Raw genomic sequence first — 16099 nt, 5'->3', positions numbered from 1 at the left:
TAAGTTAACATTTGGTTACATGTTGTTAACAACGGGCTGCAGTGTCGTTGCTGAGAAAAAGTACGTCAATTGAATACGTATGCAATGGACACAAGGGTTTAGAGCATGAAAATCAGCCTGCTCTCTGGTCTTGAGAGAGGTCAGGCCTTATTCAAACCGGGCCCGGTACTCTCCCGGCAGCAGGGCGAAGCGGCGCTCGAACGCGCGGCGAAATACGTCCTGACTCTGATAGCCACAGGCCTGCGCAATACGCGCCAGCGGCCAGTCGTTATCGGTCAGCAACTGGCGGGCATAGTCCAGACGCAGATTTTCCACATAGCGGCCCGGACTCTGACCCAATTGCTGCTTGAAGCGGCGGCAAAAGTTACGTTGACTCATGCCAGCCTGTTCGGCGAGATCGGCAACGGCCAGTGGCCGGTGAAGATTCTGCATGATATAGGCCGTGGTATCGGCAAACTGCCCCCTGGCCTTTTGCTGGAATTGCAGGGGTTGAGAAAATTGCGCCTGATTGCCGACGCGCCGGTAATGCACCACCAGATAACGGGCAACCTTAATCGCAATCTCCACGCCACAGTCATCTTCCACCAGCTTGAGCGCCATATCGATACCCGAGCTGATACCGGCCGACGTGATAATCTGGCCGTTATCCACATAAAGGGCATCGCCGAGCAGATTTACCTTAGGGAAGCGGAGTCGGAACTGAGATTCATAATGCCAATGCGTGGTCGCCTGCAGTCCATCCAGCAGACCGGTGCTGGCCAGGAGAAAGGCGCCGGTACAGATGCTGGCAACACGTCGCGTATCCTGTTCCCTGGCACTAATCCAGGGACCAAACCGCGCCTGGATCGCCGCATCCCGGGTACCGCTGCCGCCGGGAATGACCAGGGTGTCCAGACAGGGGGAGTCGGCGAGGCTGGCCTGGACAACCAGTTCGATACCGGACTCGGCCCGGCAGGGGCCGGGTTCCTGCCCAATCAGCAACAGGCGATAATCCCCCCCACCCAGTTGGTTGGCCGTATTAAAGACTTCCAGGGGACCACTCACATCCAGCAGGTTGAACTGGTCAAACAACAAAAAGCCGATAGTACGGCCCGGCATGGCTTACTCCTGTGCGGTTACCCGGCGGATTTGCTGGTGCAGAAGATAAGTATCAGGTTTATCACCCGTCTCCACCCAGAATTCATGTACCCAGGGTTGTCCTTCTATGGTGGCGGCCCAGCTCAGATGTTCGGCAATGGCGGCTTGCGGAGCCCAGTCCTTATGAGCAGCCATGGCCTTAACATAAGTCGCCTGCAGATCTGCAGCGCCACGAGTCGTTTTCGCCAGATAGCGATTCTGCCAGCTTTGCTGGTCGCCAAAGGATGCCTGACGCTCAAACTTGATCCCTTCCGGCCATTCGTAATCATTATCCGGCAGGTGTCGGTCTGCCATGGTTCCCCGTACAAAGCCCTGTTTCGGATCCCAGTCGTACTCTATATGCATGGCCAGGGTCCTGGCCGCTTCCACACCCTTGATGGTCGACACAAGATGCAACGCGCCATCCATGCCTGAAGACAAGCCCGCGGTAGTGATGATTTGACCGTTATCCACGAAGCGCCTGTCCCTTAACACTTCCACATCAGGATAGTCTTCAGCCAAGCCGTCCAGAGCGCGGTGAAACGTAGTGGCCTGCAGGTTGTCCAGCAGCCCTGCCTCGGCCAGGATATGTGAACCGGTGCAAACCGACATGATATACCGGCTGTCCTGTCTGCGTTGTTTCAGCCAGGCTTGCACATCGGAACGTCGCATCACATCATGCACCTCACCACCCGGCACCAACACCACGTCAACCCCTGGAAGATTATCAAAGCTGTAGCTGGGATTGACCGACAGGCCCATCACTGTCGTGACGGGTCTGCCATCGGCAGACACCGTATAGACCTCGAACCCAGCCTGGCCGAAAACCTCAAAGGGACCGGCAAAGTCGATAATCTGCACGTCATCGAACATCAGTATCGCAACTTTAACCGGTTGCGCCTGAGCCAAAGCCGAATGACTGACCAACAGGGTCAGAATTAAGAGTAAACAGCTTGAGATGTGTTTCATAGAGCCTCCGTTAGTGTACACAGACTAACTCAATCGGATACTGGCAGAATGACATCTTTACGATGTTTTATGCCAAATATTGAAATACCCGCATCTGGCGCGAAGCCGGACACTGCGGCCGGACGATATTGCTCCTGCCCGGCTGATGATGTGTGCAGACTGCAATCACGGTTATTATTGATAACGATTTGCATTTGCAATTATATTACATCTCCCTATAATCCCGCTGCACACAACAGATACAGGGGAAACCATGAACATCAGAACCACCACTTTAAGCCTGGCAATAACCGCCACATTGCCTGGCGGTGTGCTGGCGCAACAACCGCAAAGTGATGAAAACATTGAACGACTGACCGTTCAGGGCCGGGCGGCGCAGTTCTATTTCGTCGGCGAGTCCACCATGGCGACCAAGACCCCTACGGATTACATGGATATCCCTCAGTCGATTCAGGTGCTGAGTCGTGAGCTGATCGAAGATCAGGCCGCTCGGCAGACCACCGACCTGTATCGGTCTATTTCGGGCATCACCCAGTTCAGCTACTCAGGCATCACGGCCAGAGGATTCCGCCAGGATCAGGTTCGTTACGACGGTGTTCAGGGTGACCCCTATGGCGGCTTCTCCATCCCACAGTTATTCAATATTGAGCAGGTTGAAGTGCTCAAAGGCCCTTCCGGCATGCTATACGGCGGTGGCCAGCCCGGAGGTTTGCTTAACTACGTGACCAAAAAGCCCAGGTTTGAATCGGCCCATGAACTGGCCCTGTTTGGCGGGAATTACGACCTGAAGGGTGCCTATGGCGACAGTACCGGCAGCCTGAACGAAGAGCAGAGTCTGGCCTACCGGTTGGGAGGCTTTTATCAGCATACCCAGCCCTATCGCAACAACACGGACGAGACCAACCTGCTGCTTTCTGCCGGCCTGAGCTGGATGGCTTCTGACGCCACCCAACTGAGCCTTCAGTACGACTTTATCGATCAAGACCTGGGTGGCCACAGATTGCGAGGCGTGCCGGTGGATGACGATGGCAACTTCCTCACCGACATCAGCTACAACCCCAATGAAAAAACCGACTTCCAGCGCGTTGAGGCGGATGTCTGGCAGGCCATCCTCCAGCATGAATTCTCTCCCAACTTTACCAACCGCACTGTGCTTCGTTACCTGGATAATGAGCGGGGCCAGAATTACCATGAAAACCGTGGCCTTCAGAGCGATGGACGCAGCATGATTCGTGAGTTCCGTGATCAGGTCAGGGAGAACCAGGAGCTCAGTCTGACCACGGACTTTGTTTACCAGACCAACTGGGGCGGGCTGGAACATACCCTGCTGGTGGGGGGAGATTACTTCGAGGTGGACTCCCACTTCGAGTACAAGGTAGGCCGTGGCGCGGCGGCCAATATTCCGGATATCGATATCTTCGATCCCCAGTACGGCTCTGATCCCTCTACTTATATTTTGCAGCAACGCCCTGATTCTGACACCAGTTACAACAGAACCGGCTTGTACGTGCAGGATCAGATCAACCTGACCCAAAAGTGGATAGCCGTGCTGGGCGCCCGCTATGACCACTTCGAAGATAAAGATCTCAACTCAGAATATGCCTTCTCTGACAGCGATATCTCGCCCCGGCTTGGCCTGATCTACAAGCCTTCCGAGAATACTTCCATTTTCGCCAGCCGCAGTGAAGGCTTTGAGCCCCAGAGCCTGAGCGCCCAGCTTAGCGAGGACTCGGATGTGGACAGCGGCGATGCGCTGGAGCCGGAGCAAAGCCGTCAGTATGAACTGGGCATCAAGCATCGCTGGCTGGACGGGCGATTGCTGTCCACCGCCACCGTCTATCAAATCAGTAAACAAAATGTGGCCGTCGGAAACCCCGATGACAGCGGCGAGGGCGATGGACAGCCCGGCATCCTGCAGATTGGCGAGGTGACCAGCGAAGGCTTCGAGCTTGATCTGGTGGGTGACCTGGCCCAAAACTGGACTGCAACCCTCAGCTATGCCTACAACCAGGCCAAGATCACCGGAGGCGCACCCGGAGCAATCACCAATTCGGTCGGCGATGAGTTTGTTAATGCCCCTGATCACACGTTGGGACTCTGGAGCCGTTACGATTTTCCTGAGCTGGATTCGGCTTTTTCCCTTGGCATGGACTATGTCAGCGAGCGCATCAGCTTCGATGGTCAGAAAGTCCAGCCCTATACGGTCTGGGACGCAAGCTGGCGCTCACACATCGGCGATTTCGACCTGCAGGTCAATATCAAGAATCTGTTCGACAAGGAATATGCCTCCAGCGGATTCAGCAAGCGCAACGGCCACTTCCCGGGTGAGCCGCGTACCTTTCTGGTGCAGCTTAGCCGCTCATTCTGAAGCATAAACGTGCCGGATAAGTGATAGCAGATGGACAGAGCCAATTGGTACAAAGTACATAGCTGGGTGGGCCTGAAGCTGGCCATATTGCTGTGCTTTATACTGGTCACCGGAACACTGGCGGTGTTGTCCCATGAGCTGGACTGGCTGAGCAATAGCGCCATGCGGGTGGATACGGGCAGCAGCGGCCCGATGGACTGGCCCAGAGTCTATGAAATGGCCGACCGGCACTTTTCCGGTGCCCGCCTGACCTCCCTCAGTGCCCCGCCGGATCCCTGGTTTGCGGCCGAGGCGGTGTATCTGGATGAGCACGGAGAACGCTTCCGCGGATTTTTTCACCCGGTGAGCGGCGAGTTTCAGGGCACCGGACGATGGCATAACTGGCAAAGATTTTTTCGCATGAGCCACCGCCATCTGATGCTGCCCCTGCCATTAGGGATCACCCTGGTCTGCCTTGTCGGCCTGCTGCTCACCGGATCATTGCTGTCGGGGACGGTAATTTACCGTCATTGGTGGCGTGGCTTTTTCCGCCGGCCCAGAACCACCAACGCCAGGGTATTCTGGGGCGACCTTCACCGGCTGGCCGGTCTGTGGTCGTTCTGGTTGATCCTGATTATCTGCCTCACCGGTATCTGGTATCTGATTGAACAATGGGGCGGTCGGGCCAGTTATCCTGCTAATGCCAGACCTGCCCATCAGCAAGTCTTTAACCCGGTCCCCGGACAGCTTACCCGGATGCTGTCGCAGGTGGCCGCCGAACGGCCAGAGCTGACACTCAGCACTATCTTTTTCCCTACCGCCAACCGCAATGCAGTGGTGATGGAAGGACAGGCCCGGGAACTGCTGGTCAGGGACAGGGCCAACAATATGGTGTTCGACCCCCTCGACGGTCAGCTCCTCTCCAGCCGTTACGGCAAAGATCTGTCATGGCATGTACGGATTTCCGAGGCGGCCGACCCCCTGCATTTCGGCACCTGGGGAGGATTTGCCAGCAAGCTGTTGTATTTTACGTTCGGGGTGGTGATGTCAGCCCTGGCGGTTATCGGTACTTATCTTTACGGTCTGCGTGCCAGCCGTCGCACCCGCCCCGGCAAGATGGGCAATATCTGGCGGGGAATGCATTGGGGCGGCTGGCTTTCAGTCCTCTTCGTTGTCCTTTGCCTGTACAATACGGCCATCCTGTTCAGCTAACCGGCTCCGGGACTCTTTCCGCCAGGTCAGGCTGAACCCATCTCACCAGGAAGGCCCATGAATATCATCCGCATCAATCCGGGCAAGCGTATGTCCGATATCGCTATTCACAATCACACCGCTTACTGGGCTGAAGTGCCCGAGGACCTCAGCCAGGATATTGGCGGACAAACCCGAGAGTTACTGGCGCTGGCCGAAGGCACGCTCAATCAACTGGGGGTCGATAAAAGGGCCCTGATCAGCGCCACAATCTTCGTCAAACGCCGGGAATTGGTGGATGGGATGAACCAGGAGTGGGATGCCTGGCAGTTGGATGGGCAGGTGCCGGTCAGGGCCTGCGTGATTGCGGAGCTGGTCAATCCCGATATGCTGGTCGAGATACTTTTTACCGCCGCAGTACCCTGAAGGAAACCGTCCCTGCATTCTTGCTCCACGGCGACTAGACTGATAGGGAGTCTATGGAAAAAGGAGGATAACATGATCGGACACTCCTATCTGGTCGTCGCCAATCGCAATAAAGCTAAAATTTTTGAGTTAAAGGATCACGCCAGCTCTATGTTGGAAGTGGAAAATATCGAGAATTCTCACGGTAAGGCGTTGGACCAGGAGATGGTGACGGACAGGCCCGGAAGGATTTCGGCTCCCAGTGCGCAGGTGGAAGGGGTCGACGCCATGACGGGTACGGATCAGAGAGAGCATAACCTGAATCTGTTTGCCGCGCGGGTAGCGAAGAAACTCGACCAGCGGCGAAAAGAGAGTAAGACCTATCATTTTAATATCATTGCCGAGCCGCAGTTCCTGGGCGCGCTGCGCAAAAAAATCGACAAGCAGACTGAAAAGCTCATCCGCACCACGGTCAATAAGGATCTGGTGAATGCCAGTGACGACGAACTGCTCAAATATATGAAAGACGCCGAGCGACAGGTTTAACCGACAAACCAGAAAGGCTGCCGTCGGCAGCCTTTTTTACTCCCTACAACGCCTTTTTGGTCGGCATCACCACGTTGGCAAAGATCAAACCCGCCACCAGTGACATAAAGATCAAAAAGGTTTCCTGTCCCACATGCTCTGCCTGAACAAAATCCTGTCCCGAAACAAAGGAGTTTAGGCCGATATAGGTCTTGGATCCCGGCACCAGTACAATGAGTCCCTGCATCACCACAATGCTGGCCGGAGCATTGGCCAGACGGGTAAAAAGATTGGAATAAACCCCCACGGCAAAGGCTCCCACAAAGGTCGCCAGGCCGAATTCCAGGTAAGGGGCACTGAGGATACTGGTGCCATAAGCAATAAAGCCGGATAGCAGGGCCCAGGGGGCATGCTTGAGCCGGATACGAAAAATCACCACCAATGCGGAGCACAACAGCAGGATGGCGCACCAGGCCGTCCATCGCGGCAGTGGATCGGGCGCGACAAATTCGCTCTGGCCGAACAGGCCAAAGCCCAGGGAGACCCCCAGAAAGGCGCCGAAATACAGTTTGAACAGCAGCATCAGGGCATCCATCACCCTGGCCGTCCCTGATACGAGGTGGCGGGAGGACAGTTCGGCCAGGCCCAGGGCCAGAGCCAGACCCGGGATAAACACGATAATGGATGACAGTACCACCAGACGGATATTAATGCTGGCGTCCAGGTAACTACTGATGGCGCAGGCCAGCAAGCCTGCCACCAAAGCCACGGCAGGCTCCAGCATGTGGGTGACCCGTTTGGATTTGGTCGCCCAGAGCACCCACAGATAGACCACCAGGCCAATGGCGCCGGACCAGAGCACATCATTCCAACTGGATCCCAGCAGCATGGCAAAGGCGCCGGTGGACAGGCAGAAGGCACCGCCGGTGGCCAGCCTGCCGTAGGGGTTGGGCAGAGCATCGATCTCATCCAGCAACCTGTCGGCTTCGCTCAGGGTGAGCTTGCCCTCCAGCAACTGTGTAACCAGCTCATCGGTACGGGCCAGGGAGCCCAAATCCAGATCGCCCGGTTGCACACGGGCTGCATGGGTATATTCGTCCTCGTGTTTGTCACTCCACACTACGAACGTCATGGAGGTGGGCGTAGAAATAAAAGAGGCATGCACACCCAGATAGGTGGCCACCTCTGTCAGGTGGGCTTCCTGGCGAAACGCAGGGGTACCGTACTTGTGCAGCATCTTGCCAAGCTTAACGATAAATTTTCGGATCTGAACGAATTCTGCCTTATGCACCCTGTTTACTCTGCTGGTTGTCGCCCCACGCCGGGTCGAATCGGCGCGGATTGTAGTGGCAAGACCAACCTGGAACAACGACTATTTTTTGTGCGGAATGGATTAGCCCAGATTATCCGAATCGGTCCCGTTCACCCTCACTACCGTCACGAATTCTTCCCCTCAGTTACTATTCACGCTTATTCACCCATATTCCACTTTATATTTCTCCATGCATAACCAAGAATGTCCCTCGCACTCAAGGCCCTGACTGCTTGTTCACAACTATTTTCAGCACAAGGATTTTTTATGACATTAGGTGAAAGAATCAAGCAACTGAGAACCGAAAAGAATCTCAGCCAGCCCATGTTGGCAGAGGCAGCCGTCATCGAACAGTCTTATCTGTCGAAACTGGAGAATGATAAATCCCAGCCTTCCAACGAGGTGCTCAGGCGGCTGCTGACAGCCCTGGAGATCGATTTGGGTAGCTTTCTTAGCGGGTTTGAGCCTGATTACGTGCAAACCCAGCTTGGCAATATCGCCGACGTGGAAAACTGGCTGCTCAGGCAAAGAGCCACCGTCTATCTCAACAGCCGCCGCTGGCTGCTAAGCAGCAGTCTGTTGGTGGTACTGGCGGCCACGTTCTTCTATGCGGGCTTCAGTAAAATCCTGTTCGGTGAAACACATTACCGATATGAAGCCAAGGGGATAGTATTACCGGGAGAGCCGGCGGACTATTTTGAAGGGGGGATGCACAGTTCCACACCTCGGGAAGAGTGGGACAGCAAACGCAGTGAGCTGAGCTCCCGTTATCAGCCGGATCAACTGATCCTGGCACAAAACCAAGGTGCCTTTTTTACAAGACCTGTCGATGGCGGCAGCCGGACTTACTATCAAAAGGAAACGTTTATTCAGCCCAGGGCGGAGAATACCTGGCTGCAGATCGCCGGCGTACTGCTGTTTACCTCCGGCATCACAGGGTTCTTGCTTGAGAACAGATTGTCCAGACGCAGATAGTCAGGAGACTCAGCAAGGGCCACGGTATTGATCGTTCAGCCCCTGCCCCGCCAGGATCAGGGGAGTTATTTTCTGCAGGCGGGCGATTCTGGTGGCCTCTCGTCTGGCCGCCTGGATATAGTCAGAGTACTCTGACTGCCGGCCGGGGGTGAGGGATTCAAAAGCGCTTTTCAACTGTGGATTGCGTTCCAGGGCGGCCGTTAGTTCTGCCGCCAGAATCACCGGCTCGCGTCGTTGAGGTGAGACTGCTTTTCTCTGTCGGTGAAGGCTAACGGCTTCCTGGATATACTGCTTTACGAGGGCAGTATTGACTTCTTCCCCCGCCGCAAAACGCCACTGTCGCATGCCCCGTGTTTTGCCCGGTTGGGCATTGGTCAGCACGCCTGCCGGATCAGACAGAAAACAGCCCTGGAAAAACCACAATCCTGCATAGCCCTGGAACGCAGCCAGGCCGATGAGGTTCTTATTGTCCTGGCAGTAAACCGGTGCCCCCCATTTGATTGTCTCTTCAAGGCCCGTCTCCAGCAGCAGACGTCGCAACGGAGCGATCAGGTCGCCCCACTGCGATTTTGCCTGTAGGTAGTCTTCTATGGTTTTTGCCATGCTGTCTCCTCCATTGCATCAGCCGGTTTGGCCCGGTAGAAGTCCCCGTCTCCTATGAGAACCGGACCTCATGGGGTATCATCAATATATTGATACCCGCAGTAATCCGCAAAGTCTGACGGAAGGGTAAGCCGATGAGCATGTACAGATTGCAACAACTCCTACTCAACAGAGATTCCGCCTCCGGCGACAAGCCCAAAGATTCCCGGTCTCTTGCTACCCTCCTGTTTCGCCATTTGTTGCTGCTGTTTATCTGGCTGGGATTATGGCGTGTCGCGGTCCTGATGGAATATGCTCCCCATGCCAGCATCTGGTTTCCTCCGGCCGGGTTGAGTTTTGCGGCCTTTCTGGTCATGGGTCTGCGCGCCCTGCCGGTATTGATGGTAGGCAGCATCCTGTCCACCTTTTGGGTGGACAATATGTACCAGATGCAGCAGGGCTGGCAGCAGCTCCTTTACTCCGGCCTGATGTTCGGTTTTGCCCACTGTATGTCCTATTGGCTAGGGGCAGCGCTGCTCAGGCGTTGGATAGGACAGGGGGTATCAGAAGGACTGCCCCGGATGATTACCGGCTTCCTGGTGCTGGGTGCCCTGACCTCACTGCTCGCCGCCTTGACCGGGACCCAGATCCTGGCAGCCAGCGGCATGATTGGTATGCAGGAAGCCGGCAGCATCTGGTTGCCCTGGTGGATAGGCGACCTGGCCGGCACCCTGGTACTGACGCCACTTTTCATCGGACTGCTGAGCTGGCGCTACCCTGATATTCAGTCCTGGCTTGGAGGCCTGAATTTTCAGGCCAGCAACAGTGAACGTTCCGGCTTTATCGGTAAGCTGGCCTTGTGCGCCTCCCTGCTCAGTCTAATCATGCTGCTTGCCAGCCACTTCCCTTATCCTGAAGTCTCTTTTGCTGTGTTTTTCCTGATCATTCCGCAAATGTGGATCGTCTGCACCGAGTCGGCCTTCAGGGCCGCCATCAGTCTGGCCGTCTTCAGTATTCTGACCGCTGTTTGGGTGGCCTCACTGGGACTGATGGACCAGGCGCTGGTCTATCAGTTTGCCATCTGTGTGATTGCCGCCAGCGCTTACTTCGGTCTTGCCGTACCGGTGCTGATGGCCCGTAACCAAATGCTGCAGAGACTGGCATTCAGAGACAGCCTGACGGGTATCATGAGCCGGCAACACTTCTTTGACCAGGCCGGCGAGGAAATTCGCCGCTCCCATCGCTACAGGCATCCTGTCTCGTTATTATTGTTCGACATCGATCATTTCAAACAGATAAACGACCAGTTTGGTCATGCCTGCGGCGATGAGGTGTTGCAAAAAGCGGCCAGTTGCATTGAGCAAACCCTGCGTGAGTCTGATTTGTTCGGTCGCTTTGGCGGGGATGAGTTTATGTTGCTGCTGCCGAATATCGACTTTGCCCGGGCCGTGGAAACCGCCGAACGCTTGCGCCGCCTATTGGGAGATATCCGGATAGACAAGCTGGAACTTCGGCTGTCCGGCAGTTTCGGCGCCATTCAGTTGCAACAGGATGAAACGCTGACACAGGCCCTGGAACGTGTGGACAGCAAACTCTTGCAGGCCAAACGTGCCGGGCGCAACAGGGTCAATTAAGCTCCCGGTCCTTCCAGAATTTGGCCCCCTTGATAGTGGCCTGCAGAGCCAGCCCTGCTTCTGTGAGCTGATAAATATCCACGTCCTCCAGGGCGATTTCCGCCGCCGCCGCGCCCCCCTGGTCACCCGCCTTGGCCGCTGCATCGGCGTGGGCGCCTACCATCCAGCCATGCTCGACAAAGTCTTCAAAGGCGTCGCGGTTCTTAAACACCATCACGGCGCGAAAATCTTTCACGCCCAGCCCCAGGCCCAGGCCGGCTTCACCCATTTTCATGTAGATATCCCGGCCTGTCCGATTGTCATGGGCCACCCCGTAACCACCGGCAAAACTGGCAAAAATTATATTTACATTGGCGTTACTGAACACCGCATAGCCAGGCGAGCGGGCCAGTTGCTGCCGGATATCCGGCTGGTGTGTAGCCACAGCTGCAATAGTTTCGGTGCGCATTTTTTGCACCTCAGCCCGCTGCTCGGCAAGGGTCTGGCCGCGATCTGAAGCGCAGCCACTTAGCAGCAACAACAGCCCGAGCCAGTATACTTTGTTCAACATTATTCTCTCCGAGGGTTACCGGTTGGTCTGTTGAGAATAGTCAGTCTGGCCACAACTGGATCTTTTTTGCACAGATCTATTGCCTGAACTGAAAAACAGATCTATTGTGATATCACTTTGATATCACTCTATGAGTATTGCTATGCACGAGAAGAACGGATTTTCACTGAACGGCTATCTGGCTTTGTTATTACAGATTGGCCTGACACTATTGGCCATAGCCCTGCTTAACCAGGTCACAGCCCCCTTTAACGGCTACGAAGTGTTGAAGATAGTCGGCGCATTGATTCTGTTGTCCCTGTGGGCCGGATTCTTCATGGTCCAGCCAAACCAGGCCAAAGTGATGACCCTGTTTGGTGCTTATGTGGGGTCGGTAAAAACGCCAGGACTGCGTTGGACCATTCCGCTGTATATCCGCCGGACGATTTCCCTGCGTATTCGCAACTTCGAAAGCGGCAAGCTAAAGGTGAACGATAATCAGGGTAATCCCGTGGAAATCGCCACCATAGTGGTCTGGTCGGTGAGCGACAGCTTCGACGCCATGTTCGAAGTGGACGATTATGAAAGCTTTGTCAGCATCCAGAGCGAGTCGGCCCTGCGAAATCTGGCCAGCAGCTATCCCTACGATCCCGCAGATGAAGAAGGCATTGCCCTGCGCAGTCATCCGCAGACTATTTCTGAAAGCCTTAAAAATGAAATCCAGGACAGGCTGCACAAAGCCGGGGTGACGGTGCACGAAGCCAGGATCAGCCATCTGGCCTATGCCCAGGAAATTGCCAGCGCCATGCTGCAACGCCAGCAGGCCTCCGCCATCGTCGCCGCCCGCACTCGTATCGTCGAGGGTGCAGTGGGCATGGTGGAAATGGCTCTGGAGAAGCTCAGGGAACAGAACGTAGTGGAGCTGGACGAGGAACGCAAGGCCGCCATGGTCAGCAACCTGCTGGTGGTCCTGTGCGGTGATAAGCATACACAGCCGGTGATCAATACCGGTAGCCTGTACTAAGGAGAAACCGTGCAGTTTGAATATAAGACCCTGCAGCAAAAGTTGCCGACTAAAGGCTGGTTGAGCCAGAGCCTTGCTCAGCAGCCACTTGAATCCCTGTTGAACGAGCAGGGACGTCAGGGCTGGGAGCTGGTCCAGTTGGATATTCCCAGACACCAAGGGGTGTGGGGCAAGGCCGAAGTAACGGCCATACTTAAACGCCGAAAAGCTTAGTCAGAGGAAATTTTGTCGAAAAAAGCCTACCCCCTGAGAATCAACGCCGATGTGCTGGCGGCCATGCAACGCTGGGCCGACGACGAGTTGCGCAGCCTCAACGCCCAGATAGAATATGTGCTCAGGGACGCCCTGGTCCGCCAGGGCCGGGTCAAACTGGTGCAGAAGGTCATCACCGAAGTGAAGGATAATCCCGATCCGCCGACGGACTGAGACCAATACTGGTACGGCTCTTGAATAGTCAAAGAAGAACGCCTTCGGGCAGCAATTTTTTGACACCGGGAAGCCGTATGAACAACCAGACCCTGATCCGCAATATTGAAACGCTCAGTGAAGGCCTGACGCCCAAGCAGCTCAGCCAGTTCCTCGACATAATGGACGCCATGGCTGCCCTGATTGCCAAGGCCCAGGAAAACCCTGCCACGCCGATTCGCAACAAGCTGCCCGAGCCGACGCATCCACCTGTTGGGGTACATTGATTAAGTGAAGGGCCGACCTATTAAGGCCCATCCGGCGCTGCCCTTCGTCTTCCACTTTCCACGAAGGCCACCAAGAGCATAAAGGCAAAAAAAGAGAAAACCGGTCCCCTTCGAGCCCCGGCGCCGACAAGAGGGCTTTTGCTGGGTTTAACCAAAAAAAGGTCTGAACCATCAGACCCTGCAAGCGTTGCCGGGATTGCGGCTACTCCACAAAATACGTACCCCAGCCGTCATAATGCACATCGTGCTTGGCAGCAATGGCAAAGAGCGTGTCGGTATCGGCGTTGATCACTTCCAGTTCCAGTGGCCTTTCCACCACCGCATCGAAGCAGAACAGAGAGCCTCCGTCATCCAGGGTCAGTTCCTCGGCATCGCCGACCTCGAAGCCCGCCTTGAAGGCATCCACAGCGGCCTTTTCCAACTGGTCAAAATCGTCACTGGCGAAATGGTACTCGATGGAATGGGGTAGGCTGGCATTGCTGCCGTCATCGAGCAGGGCCTGGATGGTTTCTTCGTTAAACTGGTACCACTGGCTCAATTCATCACTCATGAAGCGTCCTTAAAAAGCAGAATTGCAGCAAGTCTATCCTGCTTTTTCCAGCTGTGCGACTTCTGCATCCAGGGCGTCGATGCGCGCCTGCATCTGCTGGTGAAAATACTGGGTCCAGCCTTTCAGATCCCGGCTGTCGTCCAGCATGACCGGCGCTGTGACATCCACCAGCACAATGCCGTTGTTCCATCGATTCCAGCGTACCTTGCCGTGCAGGTTGCTGGCGCAGATCATGGAAACCGGTTCTTTGGTCTCCCTGGCGATGCGAAAAGCGCCGGTCTTGAACGGCAACAGACCCCGGCCGTAACTGCGTGTGCCTTCGGGGAACAGCCAGACCGAGATGCGCCGCTGGCGAATTTTACGGATGGTCTGCTTAAGGGTGCCCTGGGCTTTGCTGGTATTCTGCCTGTCGATCAGAATATTGCCCGATAACCAGTAGACCTGGCCCAGCAAGGGGATCCACATCAGACTTTTCTTGCCCACCGTGACCGTGCCGGGCTGGGTAGCGGCGCAGATGGTTACCAGATCGTAACTGTTCTGATGGTTGCCGATAAATACGCAGGGGCCGCCCGATTTGACTTCGTCTGCCACCCTGACGATCACCTTCAGCCCGAAAATCTTCGACATACTGCCAAACATCCTTGCGCCATAATGCACATTGTCACGATGAAAGGGTCGCATCAGACAAATCAGAAACAGGGCCAGGTTGATGAGAATAAAATACGGCAGCAGGACAACGGCTCGAAGCAGGGCAAGCATTCCATTTCCAGTCGGTTTAACAGGTGGCAGAGTATAACTGTTTTCGCCGGTAAGGATATCTGATCAGTCCCCCGGTGTGTCGGGCCGGCAGCCCAGAGAGCGCAGAGATTGAGCAGATTTTTGTTATGAATCAGGGAATAACGTCGATAGACTGGTTACGGGGACGGGTAACTGACAGGAATTGATGCGATTGAGCTGGATCTCTTGGCCGTGGCGATTAAAATTCCAGGCACGAACGCGTCTGAACTTTACCATTGCCGCCAACTCGATCGGCATACAGGCCCCACTACTGACTGTTTTGCAGCACAAAGGCAACCGGACCCATGCAAATATTCCGACACGATGAACTGGACGACGATATTCTCAACGACCTGCTGGATGAGATAAACGAGCTGTACGAAGCCAGTGAACAAACTCTCATGGAACTTGAGTTGCAGCCGAAGGACAACGAATTACAGCGCGCCCTTTTTCGATCCATCCATACTATCAAGGGCGATCTGGGGCTGGTCAATTTCAGCCCCATGATTCCGCTACTGCAACACGTGGAGGATCTGCTGGATTTTCTGCGCAAAGGTCAGATTCGTTATACCAGCACCATGAGCGATCTGGTGCTGCTGACCATGGACAGGGTTAAACTCTTCGTGCAGAGCTGTATCAAATCAGGCCAGGCCGAATACGACGATTTACTCTACAGCCTGCTGGTCAAACAGATTGCCCGCATCCGCCCCGACAATCCACAGGAACATGACAGACTGCTGTCTGAATCCGTACTGCTGCTGGACCCGACCCTGGACGCCCGGCCGGAACACCAGGCACCCCAAGCCAGTGCACCCGACAAAATCACCGAACAGCCACTGGATGATATCGGCCTGACCGGCGAAGCGGACGATGCCGAACACCGGGACATTATGTTCTTCCGGGAACTGATGGAACCGGTGGAGAGGCGTTCCCAGTACTGGGGTGGCAGAGGTGACCGAATCGCCCGCCTGGCCTTGTACCTGAACAAGCTCAATGGCACGCCCATAGCTCCCAACCAATTGGCCGTCGCCTGCTACGTGCATGATTTCGGCATGGCCTTTATGCCGCTGGAGCTGTTGCACAAGCCGGAACCGCTGGAGCAGGCCGAGTTCAATCTGATGCGCTCCCATGTGTACAAGAGCGCCAGACTGCTGGAGCATCTGGATCAGTGGAACGATGCCAGAAAAATTGTCATCCAGCATCATGAACGGCTGGACGGCTCAGGCTATCCCCTGGGTCTGAAAGAGGAAGATATCTGCGAGGGGGCCAAGCTGCTGGCCATTGTCGATACCTTCGATGCCCTGACCCATGCCCGGGCCCACGAGACACACAGAAAACGACCCAAAAAACGCGCCGTGATGGAAATCAACAGGGTGGCCCCGGGGCAGTTCTGCCCCAAATGGCTGAAAGTGTTCAACCAGGCCATGGCCAACCTGTTGGTGCGCCAGGACGCCTGATCTGTCCTGAATAC

The 16099-nt window shown here is 55.4% G+C and carries 18 protein-coding genes; 11 read left to right on the top strand and 7 right to left on the bottom strand.

Annotation, left to right across the window (positions count from 1 at the left end):
• Nucleotides 1-147: 147 nt before the first annotated feature.
• Together J0A66_RS01475 and J0A66_RS01470 are read right to left on the bottom strand one after the other, a co-directional pair.
• Entirely contained in the window at nt 148-1098 is a 951-nt protein-coding gene (locus tag J0A66_RS01475) for a GlxA family transcriptional regulator (protein ID WP_206571987.1), read from the bottom strand.
• A gap of 3 nt (nt 1099-1101) precedes the next feature.
• A complete protein-coding gene (locus J0A66_RS01470) occupies nt 1102-2085 on the bottom strand; it encodes a DJ-1/PfpI family protein (protein ID WP_206571986.1) in 984 nt (327 codons plus the stop codon).
• Between the two features lie 253 nt (nt 2086-2338).
• On the opposite strand from J0A66_RS01470, the gene J0A66_RS01465 reads away from it, so the two are divergent.
• The 4 genes from J0A66_RS01465 to J0A66_RS01450 all read left to right on the top strand — a co-directional run bounded on the left by J0A66_RS01465 (nt 2339) and on the right by J0A66_RS01450 (nt 6574).
• A complete protein-coding gene (locus J0A66_RS01465) occupies nt 2339-4453 on the top strand; it encodes a TonB-dependent siderophore receptor (RefSeq protein ID WP_206571985.1) in 2115 nt (704 codons plus the stop codon).
• A 30-nt stretch (nt 4454-4483) separates the two neighbouring features.
• Entirely contained in the window at nt 4484-5644 is a 1161-nt protein-coding gene (locus J0A66_RS01460; protein ID WP_206571984.1) for a PepSY-associated TM helix domain-containing protein, read from the top strand.
• Between the two features lie 57 nt (nt 5645-5701).
• On the top strand, nt 5702-6049 hold the full coding sequence (locus J0A66_RS01455; protein WP_206571983.1) for a RidA family protein: 348 nt from the start codon (nt 5702-5704) through the stop codon (nt 6047-6049).
• Nucleotides 6050-6121: 72 nt separating this feature from the next.
• On the top strand, nt 6122-6574 hold the full coding sequence (locus tag J0A66_RS01450; protein WP_206571982.1) for a host attachment protein: 453 nt from the start codon (nt 6122-6124) through the stop codon (nt 6572-6574).
• Nucleotides 6575-6617: 43 nt separating this feature from the next.
• Here the strand turns inward: J0A66_RS01450 and J0A66_RS01445 are convergent, their stop codons facing one another.
• Entirely contained in the window at nt 6618-7844 is a 1227-nt protein-coding gene (locus J0A66_RS01445) for a threonine/serine exporter family protein (protein ID WP_206571981.1), read from the bottom strand.
• Nucleotides 7845-8132: 288 nt separating this feature from the next.
• Between J0A66_RS01445 and J0A66_RS01440 the strand changes: the two genes are divergently transcribed.
• Nucleotides 8133-8840 carry a helix-turn-helix domain-containing protein gene (locus J0A66_RS01440; RefSeq protein WP_206571980.1) on the top strand — a complete coding sequence of 236 codons (708 nt, stop codon included), beginning with the start codon at nt 8133-8135 and terminating at the stop codon, nt 8838-8840.
• 9 nt (nt 8841-8849) lie between these two features.
• Here the strand turns inward: J0A66_RS01440 and J0A66_RS01435 are convergent, their stop codons facing one another.
• Nucleotides 8850-9443 (bottom strand): YdeI/OmpD-associated family protein, encoded by a 594-nt coding sequence (locus J0A66_RS01435; RefSeq protein ID WP_206571979.1) that lies wholly within the window; start codon nt 9441-9443, stop codon nt 8850-8852.
• A 134-nt stretch (nt 9444-9577) separates the two neighbouring features.
• Between J0A66_RS01435 and J0A66_RS01430 the strand changes: the two genes are divergently transcribed.
• Nucleotides 9578-11056 carry a sensor domain-containing diguanylate cyclase gene (locus J0A66_RS01430; RefSeq protein ID WP_206571978.1) on the top strand — a complete coding sequence of 493 codons (1479 nt, stop codon included), beginning with the start codon at nt 9578-9580 and terminating at the stop codon, nt 11054-11056.
• On the opposite strand, the gene J0A66_RS01425 is transcribed toward J0A66_RS01430, so the two are convergent.
• On the bottom strand, nt 11049-11606 hold the full coding sequence (locus J0A66_RS01425) for a YSC84-related protein (RefSeq protein WP_206571977.1): 558 nt from the start codon (nt 11604-11606) through the stop codon (nt 11049-11051). The two genes, J0A66_RS01430 and J0A66_RS01425, sit on opposite strands and share 8 nt — an antisense overlap.
• Nucleotides 11607-11748: 142 nt before the next feature.
• Between J0A66_RS01425 and J0A66_RS01420 the strand changes: the two genes are divergently transcribed.
• From J0A66_RS01420 to J0A66_RS01405, 4 genes are all read left to right on the top strand, one after another.
• Nucleotides 11749-12609 carry an SPFH domain-containing protein gene (locus tag J0A66_RS01420; protein ID WP_206571976.1) on the top strand — a complete coding sequence of 287 codons (861 nt, stop codon included), beginning with the start codon at nt 11749-11751 and terminating at the stop codon, nt 12607-12609.
• 9 nt (nt 12610-12618) lie between these two features.
• Complete coding sequence (locus J0A66_RS01415; protein WP_206571975.1) at nt 12619-12822, top strand: DUF4177 domain-containing protein; 204 nt, start codon at nt 12619-12621, stop codon at nt 12820-12822.
• Nucleotides 12823-12831: 9 nt separating this feature from the next.
• Nucleotides 12832-13035, top strand: a complete 204-nt coding sequence (locus J0A66_RS01410; RefSeq protein WP_206572328.1) for a hypothetical protein — start codon at nt 12832-12834, stop codon at nt 13033-13035.
• Between the two features lie 77 nt (nt 13036-13112).
• Complete coding sequence (locus tag J0A66_RS01405; protein ID WP_206571974.1) at nt 13113-13301, top strand: hypothetical protein; 189 nt, start codon at nt 13113-13115, stop codon at nt 13299-13301.
• A 202-nt stretch (nt 13302-13503) separates the two neighbouring features.
• On the opposite strand, the gene rraB is transcribed toward J0A66_RS01405, so the two are convergent.
• Together rraB and J0A66_RS01395 are read right to left on the bottom strand one after the other, a co-directional pair.
• Entirely contained in the window at nt 13504-13851 is a 348-nt protein-coding gene (rraB, locus tag J0A66_RS01400; RefSeq protein ID WP_206571973.1) for a ribonuclease E inhibitor RraB, read from the bottom strand.
• Nucleotides 13852-13884: 33 nt separating this feature from the next.
• Complete coding sequence (locus J0A66_RS01395; RefSeq protein WP_206571972.1) at nt 13885-14610, bottom strand: 1-acylglycerol-3-phosphate O-acyltransferase; 726 nt, start codon at nt 14608-14610, stop codon at nt 13885-13887.
• Nucleotides 14611-14933: 323 nt separating this feature from the next.
• On the opposite strand from J0A66_RS01395, the gene J0A66_RS01390 reads away from it, so the two are divergent.
• Nucleotides 14934-16085 carry an HD domain-containing phosphohydrolase gene (locus J0A66_RS01390; protein ID WP_206571971.1) on the top strand — a complete coding sequence of 384 codons (1152 nt, stop codon included), beginning with the start codon at nt 14934-14936 and terminating at the stop codon, nt 16083-16085.
• The last annotated feature ends 14 nt before the right edge of the window (nt 16086-16099 follow it).

It is taken from the genome of Bowmanella dokdonensis (genome assembly GCF_017254865.1).
Taxonomy (GTDB): Bacteria; Pseudomonadota; Gammaproteobacteria; order Enterobacterales; family Alteromonadaceae; genus Bowmanella; species Bowmanella dokdonensis.
Note: the sequence above shows the minus strand (reverse complement) of the source record. Positions and strands in the feature narration are given on the sequence as shown.